13 protein-coding genes are annotated in these 15,353 nt (G+C 63.8%); 10 read left to right on the top strand and 3 right to left on the bottom strand.

The genetic code is table 11. From position 1 onward, the window contains the following. Nucleotides 1–4: 4 nt before the first annotated feature. From nuoH to ACYQ6J_RS14000, 10 genes are all read left to right on the top strand, one after another. Nucleotides 5–1,336: an NADH-quinone oxidoreductase subunit NuoH gene (nuoH, locus tag ACYQ6J_RS14045; RefSeq protein WP_460184817.1), complete on the top strand. Its 1,332-nt coding sequence runs from the start codon at nucleotides 5–7 to the stop codon at nucleotides 1,334–1,336. A 7-nt stretch (nucleotides 1,337–1,343) separates the two neighbouring features. Next, on the top strand, nucleotides 1,344–2,015 hold the full coding sequence (locus ACYQ6J_RS14040) for an NADH-quinone oxidoreductase subunit J family protein (protein ID WP_460184816.1): 672 nt from the start codon (nucleotides 1,344–1,346) through the stop codon (nucleotides 2,013–2,015). A gap of 139 nt (nucleotides 2,016–2,154) precedes the next feature. Next, complete coding sequence (gene nuoK, locus ACYQ6J_RS14035; RefSeq protein ID WP_460184815.1) at nucleotides 2,155–2,496, top strand: NADH-quinone oxidoreductase subunit NuoK; 342 nt, start codon at nucleotides 2,155–2,157, stop codon at nucleotides 2,494–2,496. Beyond that, nucleotides 2,493–4,892: an NADH-quinone oxidoreductase subunit L gene (nuoL, locus tag ACYQ6J_RS14030; RefSeq protein WP_460184814.1), complete on the top strand. Its 2,400-nt coding sequence runs from the start codon at nucleotides 2,493–2,495 to the stop codon at nucleotides 4,890–4,892. The genes nuoK and nuoL overlap by 4 nt, the downstream gene beginning before the upstream one ends. A 167-nt stretch (nucleotides 4,893–5,059) precedes the next feature. Then, nucleotides 5,060–6,856: a complex I subunit 4 family protein gene (locus tag ACYQ6J_RS14025; protein WP_460184813.1), complete on the top strand. Its 1,797-nt coding sequence runs from the start codon at nucleotides 5,060–5,062 to the stop codon at nucleotides 6,854–6,856. Between the two features lie 100 nt (nucleotides 6,857–6,956). After that, a complete protein-coding gene (locus ACYQ6J_RS14020; protein ID WP_460184812.1) occupies nucleotides 6,957–8,717 on the top strand; it encodes an NADH-quinone oxidoreductase subunit N in 1,761 nt (586 codons plus the stop codon). A gap of 133 nt (nucleotides 8,718–8,850) precedes the next feature. Beyond that, complete coding sequence (locus ACYQ6J_RS14015; protein ID WP_460184811.1) at nucleotides 8,851–9,381, top strand: hypothetical protein; 531 nt, start codon at nucleotides 8,851–8,853, stop codon at nucleotides 9,379–9,381. Between the two features lie 135 nt (nucleotides 9,382–9,516). Then, on the top strand, nucleotides 9,517–10,362 hold the full coding sequence (locus ACYQ6J_RS14010) for a TatD family hydrolase (protein ID WP_460184810.1): 846 nt from the start codon (nucleotides 9,517–9,519) through the stop codon (nucleotides 10,360–10,362). A 147-nt stretch (nucleotides 10,363–10,509) separates the two neighbouring features. Continuing rightward, the gene (locus tag ACYQ6J_RS14005) at nucleotides 10,510–11,424 is read left to right on the top strand and encodes a glycoside hydrolase family 16 protein (protein WP_460184809.1); all 915 of its coding nucleotides are present in this window, start codon (nucleotides 10,510–10,512) and stop codon (nucleotides 11,422–11,424) included. Nucleotides 11,425–11,657: 233 nt separating this feature from the next. Then, entirely contained in the window at nucleotides 11,658–12,419 is a 762-nt protein-coding gene (locus ACYQ6J_RS14000) for a 3-keto-disaccharide hydrolase (protein WP_460184808.1), read from the top strand. A 127-nt stretch (nucleotides 12,420–12,546) separates the two neighbouring features. Here the strand turns inward: ACYQ6J_RS14000 and ACYQ6J_RS13995 are convergent, their stop codons facing one another. The 3 genes from ACYQ6J_RS13995 to ACYQ6J_RS13985 all read right to left on the bottom strand — a co-directional run bounded on the left by ACYQ6J_RS13995 (nucleotide 12,547) and on the right by ACYQ6J_RS13985 (nucleotide 15,329). Further along, a complete protein-coding gene (locus ACYQ6J_RS13995) occupies nucleotides 12,547–13,980 on the bottom strand; it encodes a cation-efflux pump (protein WP_460184807.1) in 1,434 nt (477 codons plus the stop codon). A 35-nt stretch (nucleotides 13,981–14,015) separates the two neighbouring features. After that, nucleotides 14,016–14,861: a TatD family hydrolase gene (locus tag ACYQ6J_RS13990; RefSeq protein ID WP_460184806.1), complete on the bottom strand. Its 846-nt coding sequence runs from the start codon at nucleotides 14,859–14,861 to the stop codon at nucleotides 14,016–14,018. 99 nt (nucleotides 14,862–14,960) lie between these two features. After that, nucleotides 14,961–15,329 carry a hypothetical protein gene (locus ACYQ6J_RS13985; protein WP_460184805.1) on the bottom strand — a complete coding sequence of 123 codons (369 nt, stop codon included), beginning with the start codon at nucleotides 15,327–15,329 and terminating at the stop codon, nucleotides 14,961–14,963. Nucleotides 15,330–15,353: the final 24 nt, after the last annotated feature.

Below are 15,353 nucleotides of genomic sequence, written 5' to 3'. Positions count from 1 at the left end.
AAGCATGGCCGAGTGGTTGATCCAACTATTGGGCGGAAACGCAACCTCGCCTTGGGCGTGGACGGTTTACGTCGGCGTGGCGATCTTCCAGGTCGGCGTGATCCTGTCGATCGTGATGACGATCGTCCCCTTCGCCACTTGGGCCGAGCGGAAGATCGCCGGTCGCATCCAGGATCGCCTCGGCCCCACCCGGGTGGGCGGGCGGTTCGGTTGGCTCCAACCCGTGGCCGACGGCCTGAAACTGCTGAGCAAAGAGGACCTCATTCCGCGGGACGCCGACGGGTTTCTGTTTCGCCTTGCGCCCTACGCCGCTTTTGCGCCCGCCTTCGCCGTGTTCCTGGCCCTGCCCTTTGCCGATGGTTGGGTCGCCCAGCACTTGAACATTGCCGTCTTTTTCATTTTGGCGGTGGCGGGCCTGGAGGTCTTCGGCATCATCCTCGGCGGATATGCGTCCGGGTCCAAGTGGTCCCTGTTGGGCGCCATGCGGGAAGGAGCGCAAGTCGTCAGCTACGAGGTCCCGCTGACCTTCTCCGCCGTGATTCCCGTGCTGATTGCCGGGACCATGGACTTGACGGCCATCGGCAACATGCAGCGCGGTTGGTTTTGGAACTGGTTCCTGTTCCACGACCCCTTCACCTTCGCCGCGTTCTGGATTTACATGACTTGCGCCACGGCGGGCACCAATCGCGCCCCGTTCGACCTGGCCGAGGCGGAAAGCGAATTGGTGGCGGGGTTTCACACCGAATACTCCGGTTTTCGCTGGAGCGCCTTCTACATGGGCGAATACGCCTCGATGACGGCCTTCAGCGGGTTGGCGGCGATCTTGTTCCTGGGCGGCTGGAACGGCCCCATCCCCATCCTTTCCGCCGTGGGACTGACTGCGGCGAGCGGACCCGCGGCGGGCTTTTTCGGCAACCTGCTGGGGGCCGCGAACTTCCTCGTCAAGTGCGCCCTCGGCGTGGTGTTCATGATGTGGCTTCGCTGGACCCTCCCCCGCCTAAGAATCGACCAAGTGATTACCATGTGCTGGAAATACTGTTTTCCGTTAGTCTGTGCGGCTTTCGCGGGGGCGGTACTGTGGACGTACTTTCTGCCCGGCGGGTTGATTTTCGGACGACCGCTGGGGACCGTGCCCGAAGTCGCGTCGCCTGGCGTACCGGCCCGAGTCGCCGCCCACAACGTTGCGGATCGGTCCGACGGGGATCGCGGTCGGGTGGCGGCGTCGCCGACGCTTTCCGCCGCACAGGACCGCGCGATCGTCGCGAGCGACGGGGTTTCCCTCGAGGTCGAACCACCGCGGACGCATTCAACTCCGGAGGGCCGCTCCGGCGGGTGATGACGTGATGGATTGGAATTGGGTCTTTTTCATCATTCTCGCCGCGATCACCGTGACGGGCGCTGTATCTGCCGTCGTGACGACGCACATCGTTCGGATGGCGTTTTACTTGGTGGTTTGCTTGGGGGCGGTGGCGGGCTTGTTTTTCCTGGCGGGGGCCTATTTCGTGGCCGCCATGCAATTGATGATCTACGTCGGCGGGACCGTCGTGCTGATCGCGTTCGGCGTGATGCTCACCGCCCGAACGCCCTTCGTGCGGATGCAAACCAGTCCCGATCAATGGTTGTTGGCCTTGGTTACGGCGGCGACGCTGTCGGCGGTCTTGCTTCAGGCGAACTTGCGGTTTCCGCGCCCGATCGATCCGCGGGCGACGGCGGCGGAACCCGCCGTTTCCCCCGGCAGATTGGGGTCGGCCCTGTTGGGTTTACGCATCGACGCCGTTTCCGCCCAAAGCGACGCGGAGGGTGCCGCCGCCCTCGGCTTGGCGTACCTGTTGCCCTTCGAATTGGTTTCCGTGCACCTGCTGACGGTGTTGATTGGGGCGGCCTACCTGGCCCGACCCCGGCGCCCCGCGAACACGGAGACCGAGGGGCGGCGCGAAGTCGCCTCGGAGGGGACGGGCGGTCCGCAGACGACTCCCGAGCCTCTGCCCGCCGCCGCGCAGGGAGGCCCAGCATGATGCCCGGCACCGCGGTCGGGACGGCATCCCGGACCGGTATCGGGACACCGCGAGATGCCGCACGAGACGGCGAGCCGCACCACGCAGTTCGTTCAAGATTGTTCGACGTAACATTGTTCCACGAAGACGCTCGGTAACCATGATCGATCCGCCGCTTGCTCAGATTCCTCTGGCCGCCTATTTGCTGGTGGGATCCGTCCTATTCGTGACGGGCATCACCTGCATGATCGCCAAGCGGAACCTGATTGGGATTCTGATCGGGATCGAGTTGGTTTTGAACGCGGGCACGGTCAATTTGGTGGCGATGTCGAGTCCGAACGTGGCGGGAAGCAGCCTGCCTTCGCTGGACGGTCAGATCTTCGCCCTGTTCGTCATTCTTTTGGCCGCCGCCGAGGCGGCAGCGGCCCTGGCTATCGCGCTGACATTCTACGGCGGTTACGCCACGATCGACGTCGATCACGGTGATCGGTTGAACGGATGATGGAACCTCACACGGCAATTCCGAGCTTGCTGGCGGCGGCCTGTTTGGCGCCGCTGGCCTCGTTCACAATCATTTTGCTCCTCGGACCGCGATTGGGTCGCGGCGGGCGCTGGGCCGGCTATATCGCCACGGCGGCGATCGCGACCTCGCTGGTCCTCTCGGTCGCGGCGGCCTACCAATGGTTTTCCGCCCATCCGCTCGCGGGACACGCCGTCGCCCATCAAGCGGCGGACGAACACGCCCCCGCCGACTCCGCCGTCGCCTCGCCGCCCGTCCTGGCCGGTACGTGGTACACGCTCGCCCGATTCGGCGAACTGCAACTCAGCGTGGGCTACTACATCGACGCGCTGACGATCGCGATGTTCCTTATGGTGGGATTCATCGCGACGTGCATCCACGTCTATTCGTTCGGCTACATGCATGAGGAATTGCACGACGTTCACGACGGCGAGGTCCGCGGAGACGACGGTGCGCCGCTGGTCCGCCCCGGCCGATTCCATCGCTTCTTCCAGTTCCTTTCGCTGTTTTGTTTCAGCATGTTGGGACTGGCGGCGTCGGGCAATCTTTTCATGGTTTTCGCCTTTTGGGAATTGGTGGGCGTCTGCTCCTACTTCTTGATCGGCTTCTATGTGGAGCGCCGGTCGGCCTCCACCGCCGCGAACAAGGCCTTCATCGTCAATCGGGTGGGCGATTTCGGCATGGTCTTCGGTCTGATGATTCTGCTGGGCACGCTGGGCACGCTCGACTTCGGCGACGTACCGGGACCGCGCGGCGAGGTTCGACCGGGGATGTTCTCCCTGGTTCGCGCCGAGTCCTCGCATCACGCCCTGATCGTGCCGGAAGGCATGCGGCAACTCGCCGGCGGGACCGGCGATGCCCGTGAGACCGCCGCGGACCAAGTACACGCCGCAACGCCGCATCAGGCGACGGCGGTCGATTCCCGGGAAGACGCCGCGCCGCGCCGAGAGGTGCCCTTAGGTTACACGTGGTTGATGTTGGCCGGGTTGGGCGTTTTTTGCGGGTGCGTGGGTAAGAGCGCTCAATTTCCCCTGCACGTCTGGTTGCCCGACGCGATGGAAGGCCCCACGCCGGTCAGCGCCCTCATTCACGCCGCCACCATGGTGGCCGCCGGCGTGTATTTGGTGGGACGCTGCTACCCGCTCTTCACCCCGGAGGTGCTGTACGTCGTAGCGGTCATCGGCACCGTCACGCTGTTTTTGGCGGCAACCATCGCCCTGACGGCGACCGACATCAAGCGCGTGCTGGCGTATTCGACGGTCAGCCAGTTGGGCTACATGATGCTGGCCCTGGGAGTCGGCGGTTGGGTCGCCGGTCTCTTCCATTTGATGACCCACGCCTTTTTCAAGGCCCTGCTCTTCTTGTGCTCCGGTTCGGTCATTCACGCCTGCGGAACCAACGAAATGCCGCGGATGGGAGGTCTGTGGCGGAAGATGCCCTGGACCGCCGGCACCATGTTGGTGGGTTGCCTGGCGATTTCCGGGGTGGGCATCCCGCTGTGGTTCGGTTTCAGCGGATTTCACTCCAAGGACGCCATCGTCGCCCAAGTCTTGCTGTTCCAGCGTACGAGCCCCATGTACGGTTGGGTGCTGTACGCGGCGGTCTTGGGGGCGGCCATGACGGCCTTCTACATGTTTCGTCTGTGGTTCCTGACGTTCGCCGGAACGCCTCGCGACGAGCACGTCTTCGCCCACGCCCACGAATCGCCGCGGTCCATGGTGATCCCTTTGGTGGTGCTGGCGATCATGGCGGTGGCGGCGGGATGGCAGGTGCCGGGTACGGCCTTCAGCATACCGAACATCTTGGAGCAAGGCCGACCGGCGGGGACCGGCGAAGGCGCGTTTGCCGGGGCGGCTTGGGCGACGCTGACCGTGCCGCCGGAACACGAGTCCCACCAGGCGGTGATCCACACGGCGGCCTCGTGGACGGCCTTCGTTGCCGCGGCGCTGGGCATCGGTTTGGCCGTCCTGTTCTACGGGACGCGCAACTTCGATCCCGCCCGGGTCGTCGCCGCCCTCGGCCCCATCTACCGGTTCGTGAAAAATAAGTGGTATTTCGACGAACTGTATGCCCTGCTTTGGGTGCGTCCCACGTTATTCCTGGCCGGTTGCGCGGCGTGGGTGGATCGGCAGGTGATCGACCGCTTGGCCGACGGTTCCGCCGCCGCCGTGCGCGGCTTGGCCGTGTGGGACGACGTGTTCGACCGGATCTTCGTAGATCGGGCGGTCAACGGCCTGGCCGAGGCGACCTATCGCCTGGGATTGAGCCTGAAGCGGGTTCAAACCGGCAGAATCCGACTGTATATCGTATGGCTGGCCGCCGGTACCGCCGCCTTGTTCGTGCTGGCCTCGCTATATTGGGAGTTTTTGACGCCGTAATCCAATCGGTCGCGTACGGGTCGTGCGCAAGCGGACCGCCGCCGGTCGACGACGACGGCGAGATTTTCCCGCCCAAGCCGACCGCAGGCGTGAAAAACGGAATACGCGAATGGGATACGCGCCCCCGCGCGGCGCGCCGATGAGAACTTCGGATACGATCGCAGACCATGGCTGCCGCAATTGTCTTAAGCTTGATGATTTTCCTGCCCTCGTTGGCCGCGCTGATTCTCCTTTTCGTTCCCGCTCGGGCGACGGAGGCCATCCGCCGGTTGACGCTGGGGGCGACGCTGGTCGTGTTTCTTTTGAGCCTACGGTTGATCCTGCCCGGCTTGGGAGACCCCAACAACCCGGTCGAGCAGGCGATGTCGCAGGCGCGATTCATTGCGGGCGAACCGGGCTTTCAGAACGTCGTGCAAATCCCCTGGATCCCCTCCTTCGATATCTACTACTTCCTCGGTCTGGACGGCCTGAGTCTGCCTTTGGTCCTGTTGACTACGTTCCTTTGCGTTTTGGCTGCCGCCGCAAGTTGGTCCATCACCAAGCACGTCAAAGCCTATAGCATCTTGTTCCTGCTTTTGGAGACGGGAATGCTGGGCGTGTTCACCGCGCTGGACTTCTTCCTCTTCTACGTGTTCTGGGAGGTGGTCCTGCTGCCGATGTACTTCCTGATCGGCATTTGGGGCGGACCGCGCCGCGAGTACGCCGCGATCAAGTTCTTCCTTTTCACGCTGGTCGGTTCCGTGCTGATGCTGATCGCGCTGCTGGTGATGTACTATAACAGCGACGTCCGCCGACTCTCGGAACAGCAACGGCGCGACGCCTTGCTGCACGAAACGGTCATCACGAAGTCCTTGGCCCCCAGCGAGAAACCGCTCCACACCTTCAACCTGCCGGCCTTGGCGGAACTGGGTCGGTTGCCGGACTCCGACTTCACCCGACCGGCCCTTTTCGGCAAGTCGCTCGCATGGTGGTGCTTTTTGCTGCTTTTGATCGGGTTCCTGATCAAGGTGCCGTCCGTGCCGGTTCACACCTGGCTGCCGGATGCCCACGTGGAGGCTCCCACGCCGATTTCCATGATTCTGGCGGGAATCTTGCTGAAGATGGGCGGTTACGGCATCCTGCGAATCTGCTATCCCATCTTTCCCTCGGCGGCCTACGAGTTGGCTTGGCTGGTCTGCCTGCTGGGACTGGTGAGCATGGTCTACGGCGCCTTCGCCGCCATGGCACAAAAGGACTTCAAGCGGTTGGTGGCGTACAGTTCCGTCAGCCACATGGGCTACGTGGTGCTGGGGATCGGCGCCTGGAGCCTGATTCCCGGCGTTTGGGACGGCCAATATTGGAAGATGGGCATGAACGGGGCGATGTTCCAGATGATCGCCCACGGGCTGTCCTCGGCCGGCATGTTCTTCCTAGTCGGCGTGTTGTACGATCGCGTCCACCATCGTGATATCGACCGCTTCGGCGGAATCTACGGCAGGATGCCCGCCTACTCGGCATTGGCCTTCGGCCTGTTCTTCGCCGCGCTCGGTCTTCCCGGATTGTGCGGATTCATCGGCGAGGTCTTGGTCGTCCTGGCGTCGTTCCGCTACAGCGCAGCGATGGCGGTCATCGCGGCCTCGGTGATGATCCTGACGGCGGGCTACATCTTGTGGACGATCCAGCGGGTCTATCTGGGGCCGGAATACAAGGGACCGCACCCCGAGGGCTTGACGCCCCTCACCGCCCGGGAATTCAGCATCGGCGCGGCGTTGTTGATACCAGCCATCGTCTTGGGCGTATATCCGCAATCGCTGTTCCAATACATGGCCCCCAGCGTGGAGCGAACGGTGGACCAACTCTCCGCATGGATGCGGCGTTCCGAGACCGCGCCGCCGGAACCGACGCCGACCGCGGACCGCCCCGTTTCCACCCGAGAAGCCTGGCTGCAAGCGTGGAATTCCGACGGCGGGACGGAAGAGAGATGACCCGATTCCGTCGCAGGGCGCCTCCGCCGTCGCCCCGCCGGATGGCCTTCGCATCGGACGAAGCGTATTCCTTGAACCGTTTTCGGGACGTGGATCGACCGTGAATTTGCCTTACTTGCTCGAGCAACTCGAAGGCGACGCGTATTTTTCCCTGCGATTGTTCGCGCCGGAGGGATTGGTCTGCGTCACCATACTGTTGCTGCTCCTGTCGCGCATGCTGTTGCCGTCGCGGCGGAGGCTGCCGTATTCCCTGGCGTTCCTGGGCGTCGTCGCGGCGCTGGCGGCGGCGGTCATGCAGTGGCCGATGATGGCCCTGTTGCCGCATCTGCCCCAGACCGCCGTGAGCGGCTTCACCGGTCTGTTGCGTTTCGATCTCTTGGGTTTGTTCTTCCGCATTCTCTTTCTCGGTTTCAGTGCGGTATTCGTCATTTTCCTGGCCATGACGCGATTGCCCGAGGACGAAGACGTGGGGGAATTCCTGGTGCTCTACCTGGCCTCCATCCTGGGGTTGTGCGTGATGGCTTCGGCCGATCATTTGTTGATGGTGCTGCTGGGTATGGAAATGGCGGGCGTGCCGGGGTACATGCTGGCCGGTTTCATCAAATCGCGTCGGGCCTCGGGCGAAGCGGCGGTCAAATTCGCGCTGTTCGGGGCGGCGTCGGCGGGCACCATGCTCTACGGTATGACGCTGGTTGCCGGCAGTCTCGGCTCCTTCCATTTGCCGACCATCGGACTGCGGTTGGCCGCCTTGACCGAGGCCTCCGATTTCGCCTCGCACGCGCCCGTTCTGGTGCTGGGTTTGTTGATGCTGCTGGTCGGCTTGGCCTTCAAGCTCTCGGCGGTTCCCTTTCACTTTTGGGTGCCGGATGTTTTCGAGGGGGCTGCCGCCGAAGTCGGGGCGTATCTCTCCACCGTCTCCAAGGCCGGTGCGTTGATCCTGTTGATTCGCCTGACCGCGGGTTTCCTCGGCGCCGATCCGACGGTCACCCGTCTCCCGGATCCCGCCCAATTCGCGGCAACGGACCGAGCGATCCCCGCCGATTCCGTGCTGCCGCACGCCGGCGCCGTCCGACTTGCCGCAATCCCCGGCACTTCCCCGGATGGTCGCGATGCGCCCGTCGCCCGCCCCGTCGCCGCCTCGTCGCTTGCCGCGGCGTCGAATCCGCGTTCTCCCGCCGACGTGGTGGGCCGATTCTTGGCCGCCGTCATCGCCTTCTTGGCCGCCGTCAGTTGCACATTCGGCAATCTGGCCGCCTACGGGCAGCGGAACTTCAAGCGACTGCTGGCGTACTCCACGATTGCGCACGCGGGCTACATGTTGATGCCGGTTGCCGCCGCCGCGATGCTGTGGCGATCCCAGCCCGAACTCGCCCGTTGGGCCGTGGCGGCGACCGCCCTTTATGTGGTCGTCTACCTGATCATGAACCTGGGCGCGTTCGCGGCGACGGCCTTCCTGCGCGACGCCTTCCGCAGCGAAACGATCGACGACTTCGCGGGCTGGGTCCGCTTCTCGCCGGGGTTGACGGTGGCCGTCACCGTGATCATGTTCAGCCTGATCGGGTTGCCGCCCTTGGCGGGTTTCGCGGCCAAGTTCGCGGCTTTCGCCTCGCTGACCTACGCCGGGTTGTGGACGTTGCTGGTGGTGGGCGCCGCGAACACGGCGATCAGCCTGTTCTACTATCTGCGAGTCGTGAAAGTGATGGTGTTGGAATCGCCGAGCGAAGCCGTCATCGCGGCCCGACCGACCGTCGGCGTTTCCGGCGTGACGTTCGTGTCCGCCCTGGCCTTGTCGCTGATCGTGTTGGGCGTGCTGTGGCAACCCTTGTTCAGTTGGGCCAAGGCCGCGGCGGGTGTGCCGTGAGCGACTGCGGACCGGGTACCGAAGCCGTGTTCGGGCCGGGAGACGCCCGTCCCGCGCTTCGGCCTGAGGGATGGACGCAAGCGGCGTCTAGCGCATGGCATGAGTGGATGGAGTGCGGGAGGGGAAACGATTCGTGATGGAGACTCAATTGCAACCATCGTCTCAGGCCTCGCCGGGTGACGAAAACGCCCTGCCCGGCAATTCCGCGGGAAACGCAAGGGCCGGCGGACTTTGGAGGCGGATGCTGACGTTGACCGCCCGCTCGCTGCCCGCCTATCTCCATCGTGCGCGACCTTGGGTGCCGGGGCGTTTCGCCGACTTGTGGGAGGCCATGCAGGAGATTGCCGAGGAGCATCGCGAATTCGCCGCCAAGGCGGCCGAGCACATCGTGCGGAGCGGTGAGGTACCGGATCCCGGCAATTATCCCGACGTGTACACCGCGTGGCACGATCTTTCGCTCGACTTTCTCGCGGACAAGATGATCCGGGAACTCCGCAACGGTGCGGCCGAACTGGAGTCCGCCGCCGATCCGCGACTCGCGCCCGCCGCAGCCAAGTCGGCCGAATCGCTCCGCCGACTCTTTCTCGACGAAGCCGAGCGGTTGCAATCGCTATTGGACGATTTGCGGAAGGAATCCCCCGCCGCCCCGAGCGATGCGGCATGACCGCCCGCGGTCGCGCCAGTGAATCGCAGCACCGCACGCTCCGAGCACGGCGTGTACGCCGCTCTGACGGCAGCGATTGTCTCGCGATTGTCTCGCCGCCGTCCGCGTGTCGCCGGAAATGAAAGGCCGTTCCCCATGCCAACGGATCGCGATGTTGTTCCCGGTGCGTGGTTCGACTCGCACGCGCACCTGTATCTGATGGACGAGGACTCCCCGCGGGAGGAAATGCTCGCCGCCGCTGAAGCGGCGGTTCGGGCGGCGCAGGAGGCGGGCGTGGTCGGCGTCCTTTGCCCGGGGATCGATACCCCGAGCAACGAAGCCGCGATCCTTCTGGCTCGACGATGTCCCGGCACGGTCTGGGCGGCGGTCGGCGTTCATCCCAATTCGGCGGCGGAGTGCGGCGACGAAGATTGGGAACGGGTGGCCGCCTGGGTCGGCGATCCTGCCGTCAAAGCGATCGGCGAAACCGGCCTGGACCGCTACCGCGACCACACGCCGTGGAACGTGCAATGCGATTGGTTCCGCCGTCACCTGGAATTGGCCGTGCGGAGCGGGTTGCCGGCGGTCATCCACTGCCGCGACGCCGAGGAGGAGATAACGCCCTTTCTGCGCGAGTTCGCGGCGCAAGGGCTTCGCGGCGTGATGCACGCCTGCGCGGCCTCGTGGAATGATGTCGAGACTTGGCTGGAGTTGGGGCTTTTCATCAGCTTTGCCGGATCGGTCACGTACCGCAATCGCAAGTTCGAGGCCATTCGCGAGACCGCGCGGCGGGTGCCGCCGGAGCGGATTCTCGTGGAGACCGACGCCCCCTTTCTGACCCCGGAGCCGCTGCGGGGGCGGGTGCCGCAATGCCGCGTGGAATACGTCGCCCATACGGGTGCGTTCCTGGCCGAGTTGCGGGGTATGCCCGTCGCGGAATTCGCCGCCCAAACGGCCCGCAACGCCGCACTGCTGTTCGGCGTATCTTCCGACAACCCGTGAAGCGAAAAGCCTTGGAGTCGCTCTCTCAGCGAAGTAGACTACGGACGCGGCGACAGTCAGCGACTCGGGCGGTTACGGCGACGGACCGGCGGACCGGCGCTTGCCGGATTTGCTCCTACCATTTCAACGAGACGGAGGAACGACAACATGCGAGGAAATTGCGCGGCGACCGGTTGGGCGGTTTTTCTAATGTTGTGGACGGGCTTCGCCTGGGCCGAGGATTCGCGACCGGCGGCGTCGGGGACCTCCTCCGAGACGATCGGCCAAGTCGTGCCGAGCCTCTTACCGCCCGGCAGGAAGTGGAAATTGGCGTGGAGCGATGAATTCGACGGACCGGAATTGGATCGAGGCAAATGGGGTTTTCGCCTCCACATGATGCATCAACGGCACGAAACCTGGGTCGAAGACGCCTGGTATCTGGACGGTAAGGGCCGCCTGGTGCTGACGGTCTATGAAAAGGACGGCGACTATTTCACGTCGCAATTGCAGACGGGTGCCAACTTCATGGACCGACCGCCGGACAGCAGTTTCACGCAGAAGTTCGTCTGGCCGATCGCCGAATTGGAACCGCCGCGATTCGTCCACAAGTACGGCTACTACGAGATCCGCTGCAAACTGCCGACGCAACCGGGATGGTGGGCCGCCTTCTGGCTGCAATCGCCCTGCATCGGGGCCACGCTCGACCCCGGCGATTCCGGCGTGGAGATCGACATCATGGAGAATTTCACCCGCGACAACGTCATTTCGCATGCCGTGCATACCGGCGGTTACGGCAAGAACCGAAAGAGTAAAGGGTCCGGTCCGGTCAAACTCGACGAGTCGCCCGACGGATTCCACACCTTTGGTCTGTGGTGGACGCCGCGAGAATACGTCTTCTACGCCGACGGCAAGGAAACCTGGCGGATCGACGGGCCGATCTCGCACCGCGAGCAATTCATTTTGGTCTCGGCGGAGTGCATGGGCTACCGGCGCGAGGGTCGCCCCAGTCCCGAACTTCAAGCCGCCAAGATTCCGGATGAATTCGTCGTCGATTACGTCCGCGTCTTCGACGAGGTTCCGTGACGGCGACGTGGAAGCAGGCGGGACGCGAACCGCGTTGTCAACGCGGTCGGAGCGCGGCGCTTGACGTTGCCCCTGCGGCAAAGCATGATGACGGGATTGGATCGGCGACGTTGCCCCGCAGTCATGGCCCCGCCCTAACGAGCGTCGACGTTTCGTCTCCGGCGCCGCCGCAAGGTCTCCGATCCGGCGTGTTTCAGCTTGTGTCTCCGTTTTTTCAGCCCCAGGAGGTAGGTATGCGCACGTTGTTTGGGATCGTCTTGTGCGGCGCGCTGGCGTCGTGGATGCTTTCGGCGCCGTTGTCGGCCGAGGAATGGGTCAGCGGCAAGGTTTGGGAGGAACCGCCGGTCGTCACTCCGGGGCAAGACGGCGGACCGCCCTCGGACGCCGTGGTGCTCTTCGACGGCAAGGATTTGTCGCAGTGGGAGAACGGCGAAAACTGGATCGTGGAAAACGGCTACGCCGTCTCGCACGGCAGCGGAATCGTCAGCAAGCAGAAGTTCGGCGACTGCCAAGTGCATTTGGAATTCGCCACACCGGAAAAGGTGGAAGGATCGGGACAAGGGCGAGGCAACAGCGGCCTGTATATGATGGGCCGCTATGAGATTCAGATTCTCGACTCGTACGAGAACCCCACCTATTTCGACGGCCAATGCGGAGCGATCTACAAGCAGCATCCGCCGCTGGTCAATGCCTCGCGCAAGCCCGGCGAATGGCAGACGTACGACGTCATTTTTACGGCCCCGCGTTTCGACGAATCGGGCAAGTTGGTGAAGCCCGCCTACGTGACGGTGATTCATAACGGCGTGGTCGTGCAGAATCATTTCGAGATCGAAGGCGCGACGGCATGGGAAAAGGCCCCTCAGTACACGCCGCACGGAGAAAAGGAACCGATCCACCTGCAATTCCACGGTAACCCCGTGCGCTTCCGCAACATTTGGGTGCGTGAGTTGCGCGAACTGAGCTGCCAACAGGGCGAGGCCAAGGCGTCGCACTGAGACCGGGCGGCGCGAATCCCCGGTTTTCCCGAGCGTGTTCCACTCCCCTATTCCTTCGCGTCGATCGCGACGAGGGAATGGGGGTTTTTGTTGCGCATCGGGCGGCGGCGACGATCGCGAGGCCGCATCACTCGGATCGGTCGGGGGCGGAGGGGGCCTCGGAATCGCCGTCGGGTCGCGGTTCCACGTGAATCGTCACGCGATGCAAGGCGGGAAACGCGTTGCGAAGTCGTCGCTCCAGGCCGCGCGAGATCTCGTGCGCCTCGTGGAGGGGGAGTGCGCCGTCCAAGTGGATGTGGAAGGACAGCGCAGGCCCCAAACCGGTCTCCTGAAAGCGGAAGGCGTGCGCGTGTCCCGGCACTCCGCTGGAGTCCAAGAATTCGGCGATCACCCGCTCCACGGCGGGTCGGTCGCCTTGACGCGATTGCGCGGGCTGACTGGCCGACGAAGGCTCCAGATGCGTGATGACCTCGTCGATGTCCGAGAATTGGCTCTTCATCTCCTCCTCGAAACGCGAGGCCCGTTCGTGCGCCTCCTTGAGGTTGAGCGCAGGGTCCAACTCGACGTGCAATTCCACGGTCTGCCGACCGTTTTCCTCGTGGATGGAATGGACGTCGTGAGCTTCCAGACCGTGCCGTTTGGCCAGCACGCGAATCGTGGTGGCGCGATCCTCCTTTTCGCGGGCGGTGGGTTCGGGGTGCACGACCACGTCGGCGTTGGGAACGGCTTGCCGCACCGCCGAAACGACGTTGCCCACCAGAGCGTGGGCGGCCTCCATGTTCAAATCTCGCGGGATGACGGCCGTCAGATCGGCGAAGATGCCGGCGCCGCTTTGCCGCACGCGGACGTTCTTCACGGCCAAGACCCCTTCCACACGTCCCGCCGCCGTGATCCGATCCACCAATTCTTCGGAGGCTTGATCGGATAGCACGGCCACCGAACGCAGTCCAAGGCGGATGCTGACGTAGATCACCAAGACGCTCACCAAAAGGGCGGCGACGGCGTCGAGCTTTTCCAACCATTCCACGCCCCAAAGCTGTCCCAACCGGACGCCGGCCAGGCCGACCAAAACCACCAGCGAAGACCAGATGTCGGTGGAGAAGTGCAGGGCGTCGGCCTCCAGGGCCTGGCTTTGGAATTTATCGGCCGCACGCTGGAGCGCTCTCGCCCGCCAAATGTCCACGGCGATGCACGCCAAGACGACCAGGAACGCCCAAATGCTGGGCTGAATCTCGACGCTTTCGCGAAAGAAGAGACGCGCCGCGGCCTCGTAGATCACCCAACCGGCGGTAATCAGCAACAGCAGGGTTTGGCCCAAGGCCGAGAGGTTCTCGAACTTGCCGTGACCGTAGGTATGGTTTCGGTCGGGCGGCTTTTCGGAGAGTCGTACCGCCCACAGCGTCATCGCCGTGGCGAGCAGGTCGAGGCCCGAGTGCAAGGCCTCGGCGATGATGCCCAAACTGTTGGTCAGTACGCCGACCAAGAGCTTCCCGGCGGTCATGGCCGCGGCGGCGGCCAGCGACCACAAGGCGACGGCGGTCTTCTCGTGCTTGAAGTGCATGACGCTTTATCGGATTCGGCCGGGATGCCGTCAAATCAGGGGAACCCTACCAGGCCGACCTCGTGCGTTTCCACTCGGATCAACGGTACGTCGAACTTGGGGTTTTGGCCCAGGTAACGGACCGGGTTATTGTGAAAGACCTCGATCGCCTGCTGCAACGAGTATCCGCGGCGACGAAAATCGAAGATGCACTCGTGCAGCGTGGCGGGATCGCTGGGGCCCCAATCCGCCGAGGAATTGATCAGCGTCCGTTCCCATCCGTAACGTTCCAGCATGTCCACGGCACGGCGCGGAGAACATTTCGTGATGGGGTACAGCGTGAAACCCAGCCAGTAACCGGCGTCCTTGACCATCCGAATGGTGTGCTCCTCCACATGGTCGATCCACACCTTGTCGGGATCGAGGCGGAAGTTCTTCAGCACCTCCAGAATGCGTTTCGTGCCGTACAGTTTGTCGGCCAGATGCGGGGTATGCACCAACAAGAGTTGATCGTATTGCACGGCCAATTCGATTTGGGCCTCGAAGATCTCGATTTCGTTGGGCGTGCTCTTGTGGAGTCCGGTTTCTCCGACGCCCAGCACGGTCGGCTTTTCGAAGAACTCCGGCATCTTGGCCAAGACGGCGCGACTCAGTTCGGGGTTTTCCGCCTCCTTGGGGTTGACGGCCACCCAGCAGAAATGCCGGATGCCGTACTGTGCGGCCCGGGTCGGTTCGAACTCGCTGATTTGCCGAAAATAGTCGATGAACGTCTCGGGATACCGGCGGTCGAATCCCGCCCAAAACGCCGGTTCCGCCACGGCGACGACCCCCGCCGCCGCCATGCGTTCGTAATCTTGGGTGGTTCGGGCGATGGCGTGGTAATGCGGTTGAATGATGAACATCGGCCTGAAATCCCTGAGGGTGAAGATCGACGTTACGTCGGGGGGCGCATCGGGCGGACCGTCCGGAGGGAGACGCTCCCTGAACCGGCGCGAACGACGTCACGCCCCATCGCCCGGGTCGTCCGAGAACAGCAGGAGGATCCGCTCGACGCGATCGCCGCACGGTCCCTGCGACGCGAGAATCCGGACCGCCTCCTCGATCTTGCGACGGCGAGGATCGTCGGCAGCGCCGCCCGAGGCGGCTTTCTCCGCCGCCGTGTCGTGGCGGTCCAAGGCCGCGGCGATCTCCAAGATCATCGATCGCACGTCCAAGAAGTAAGCGTCCATCACCTGGTTCGGCGCAAGCATCGGCTTGTTGTTCTCCTGCGTCTCCGGTTCGGGCGATTCCGGTCTATCACAACAATCCCCATTGTACGCATTGAGCTGGGCGGGGAATACTTCCCGGTCGCCGACATCCGGAACGGTCACGGCGCACTTCGCGCCGGCGCGACC

The organism is Thermopirellula anaerolimosa (genome assembly GCF_054657335.1).
This window is presented reverse-complemented; position numbering and strand designations above follow the sequence as displayed.

Excerpts from the sequence above, each read along its gene's own strand:
- ACYQ6J_RS14040 (WP_460184816.1), top strand. The coding sequence starts at position 1,344 with ATGGATTGGAATTGGGTCTTTTTCATCATTCTCGCCGCGATCACCGTG.
- nuoK (WP_460184815.1), top strand. The coding sequence starts at position 2,155 with ATGATCGATCCGCCGCTTGCTCAGATTCCTCTGGCCGCCTATTTGCTG.
- ACYQ6J_RS13990 (WP_460184806.1), bottom strand. The coding sequence starts at position 14,861 with ATGTTCATCATTCAACCGCATTACCACGCCATCGCCCGAACCACCCAA.
- ACYQ6J_RS14010 (WP_460184810.1), top strand. The coding sequence starts at position 9,517 with ATGCCAACGGATCGCGATGTTGTTCCCGGTGCGTGGTTCGACTCGCAC.
- nuoL (WP_460184814.1), top strand. The coding sequence starts at position 2,493 with ATGATGGAACCTCACACGGCAATTCCGAGCTTGCTGGCGGCGGCCTGT.
- ACYQ6J_RS13995 (WP_460184807.1), bottom strand. The coding sequence starts at position 13,980 with ATGCACTTCAAGCACGAGAAGACCGCCGTCGCCTTGTGGTCGCTGGCC.
- ACYQ6J_RS14005 (WP_460184809.1), top strand. The coding sequence starts at position 10,510 with ATGCGAGGAAATTGCGCGGCGACCGGTTGGGCGGTTTTTCTAATGTTG.
- nuoH (WP_460184817.1), top strand. The coding sequence starts at position 5 with ATGGCCGAGTGGTTGATCCAACTATTGGGCGGAAACGCAACCTCGCCT.
- ACYQ6J_RS14025 (WP_460184813.1), top strand. The coding sequence starts at position 5,060 with ATGGCTGCCGCAATTGTCTTAAGCTTGATGATTTTCCTGCCCTCGTTG.
- ACYQ6J_RS14000 (WP_460184808.1), top strand. The coding sequence starts at position 11,658 with ATGCGCACGTTGTTTGGGATCGTCTTGTGCGGCGCGCTGGCGTCGTGG.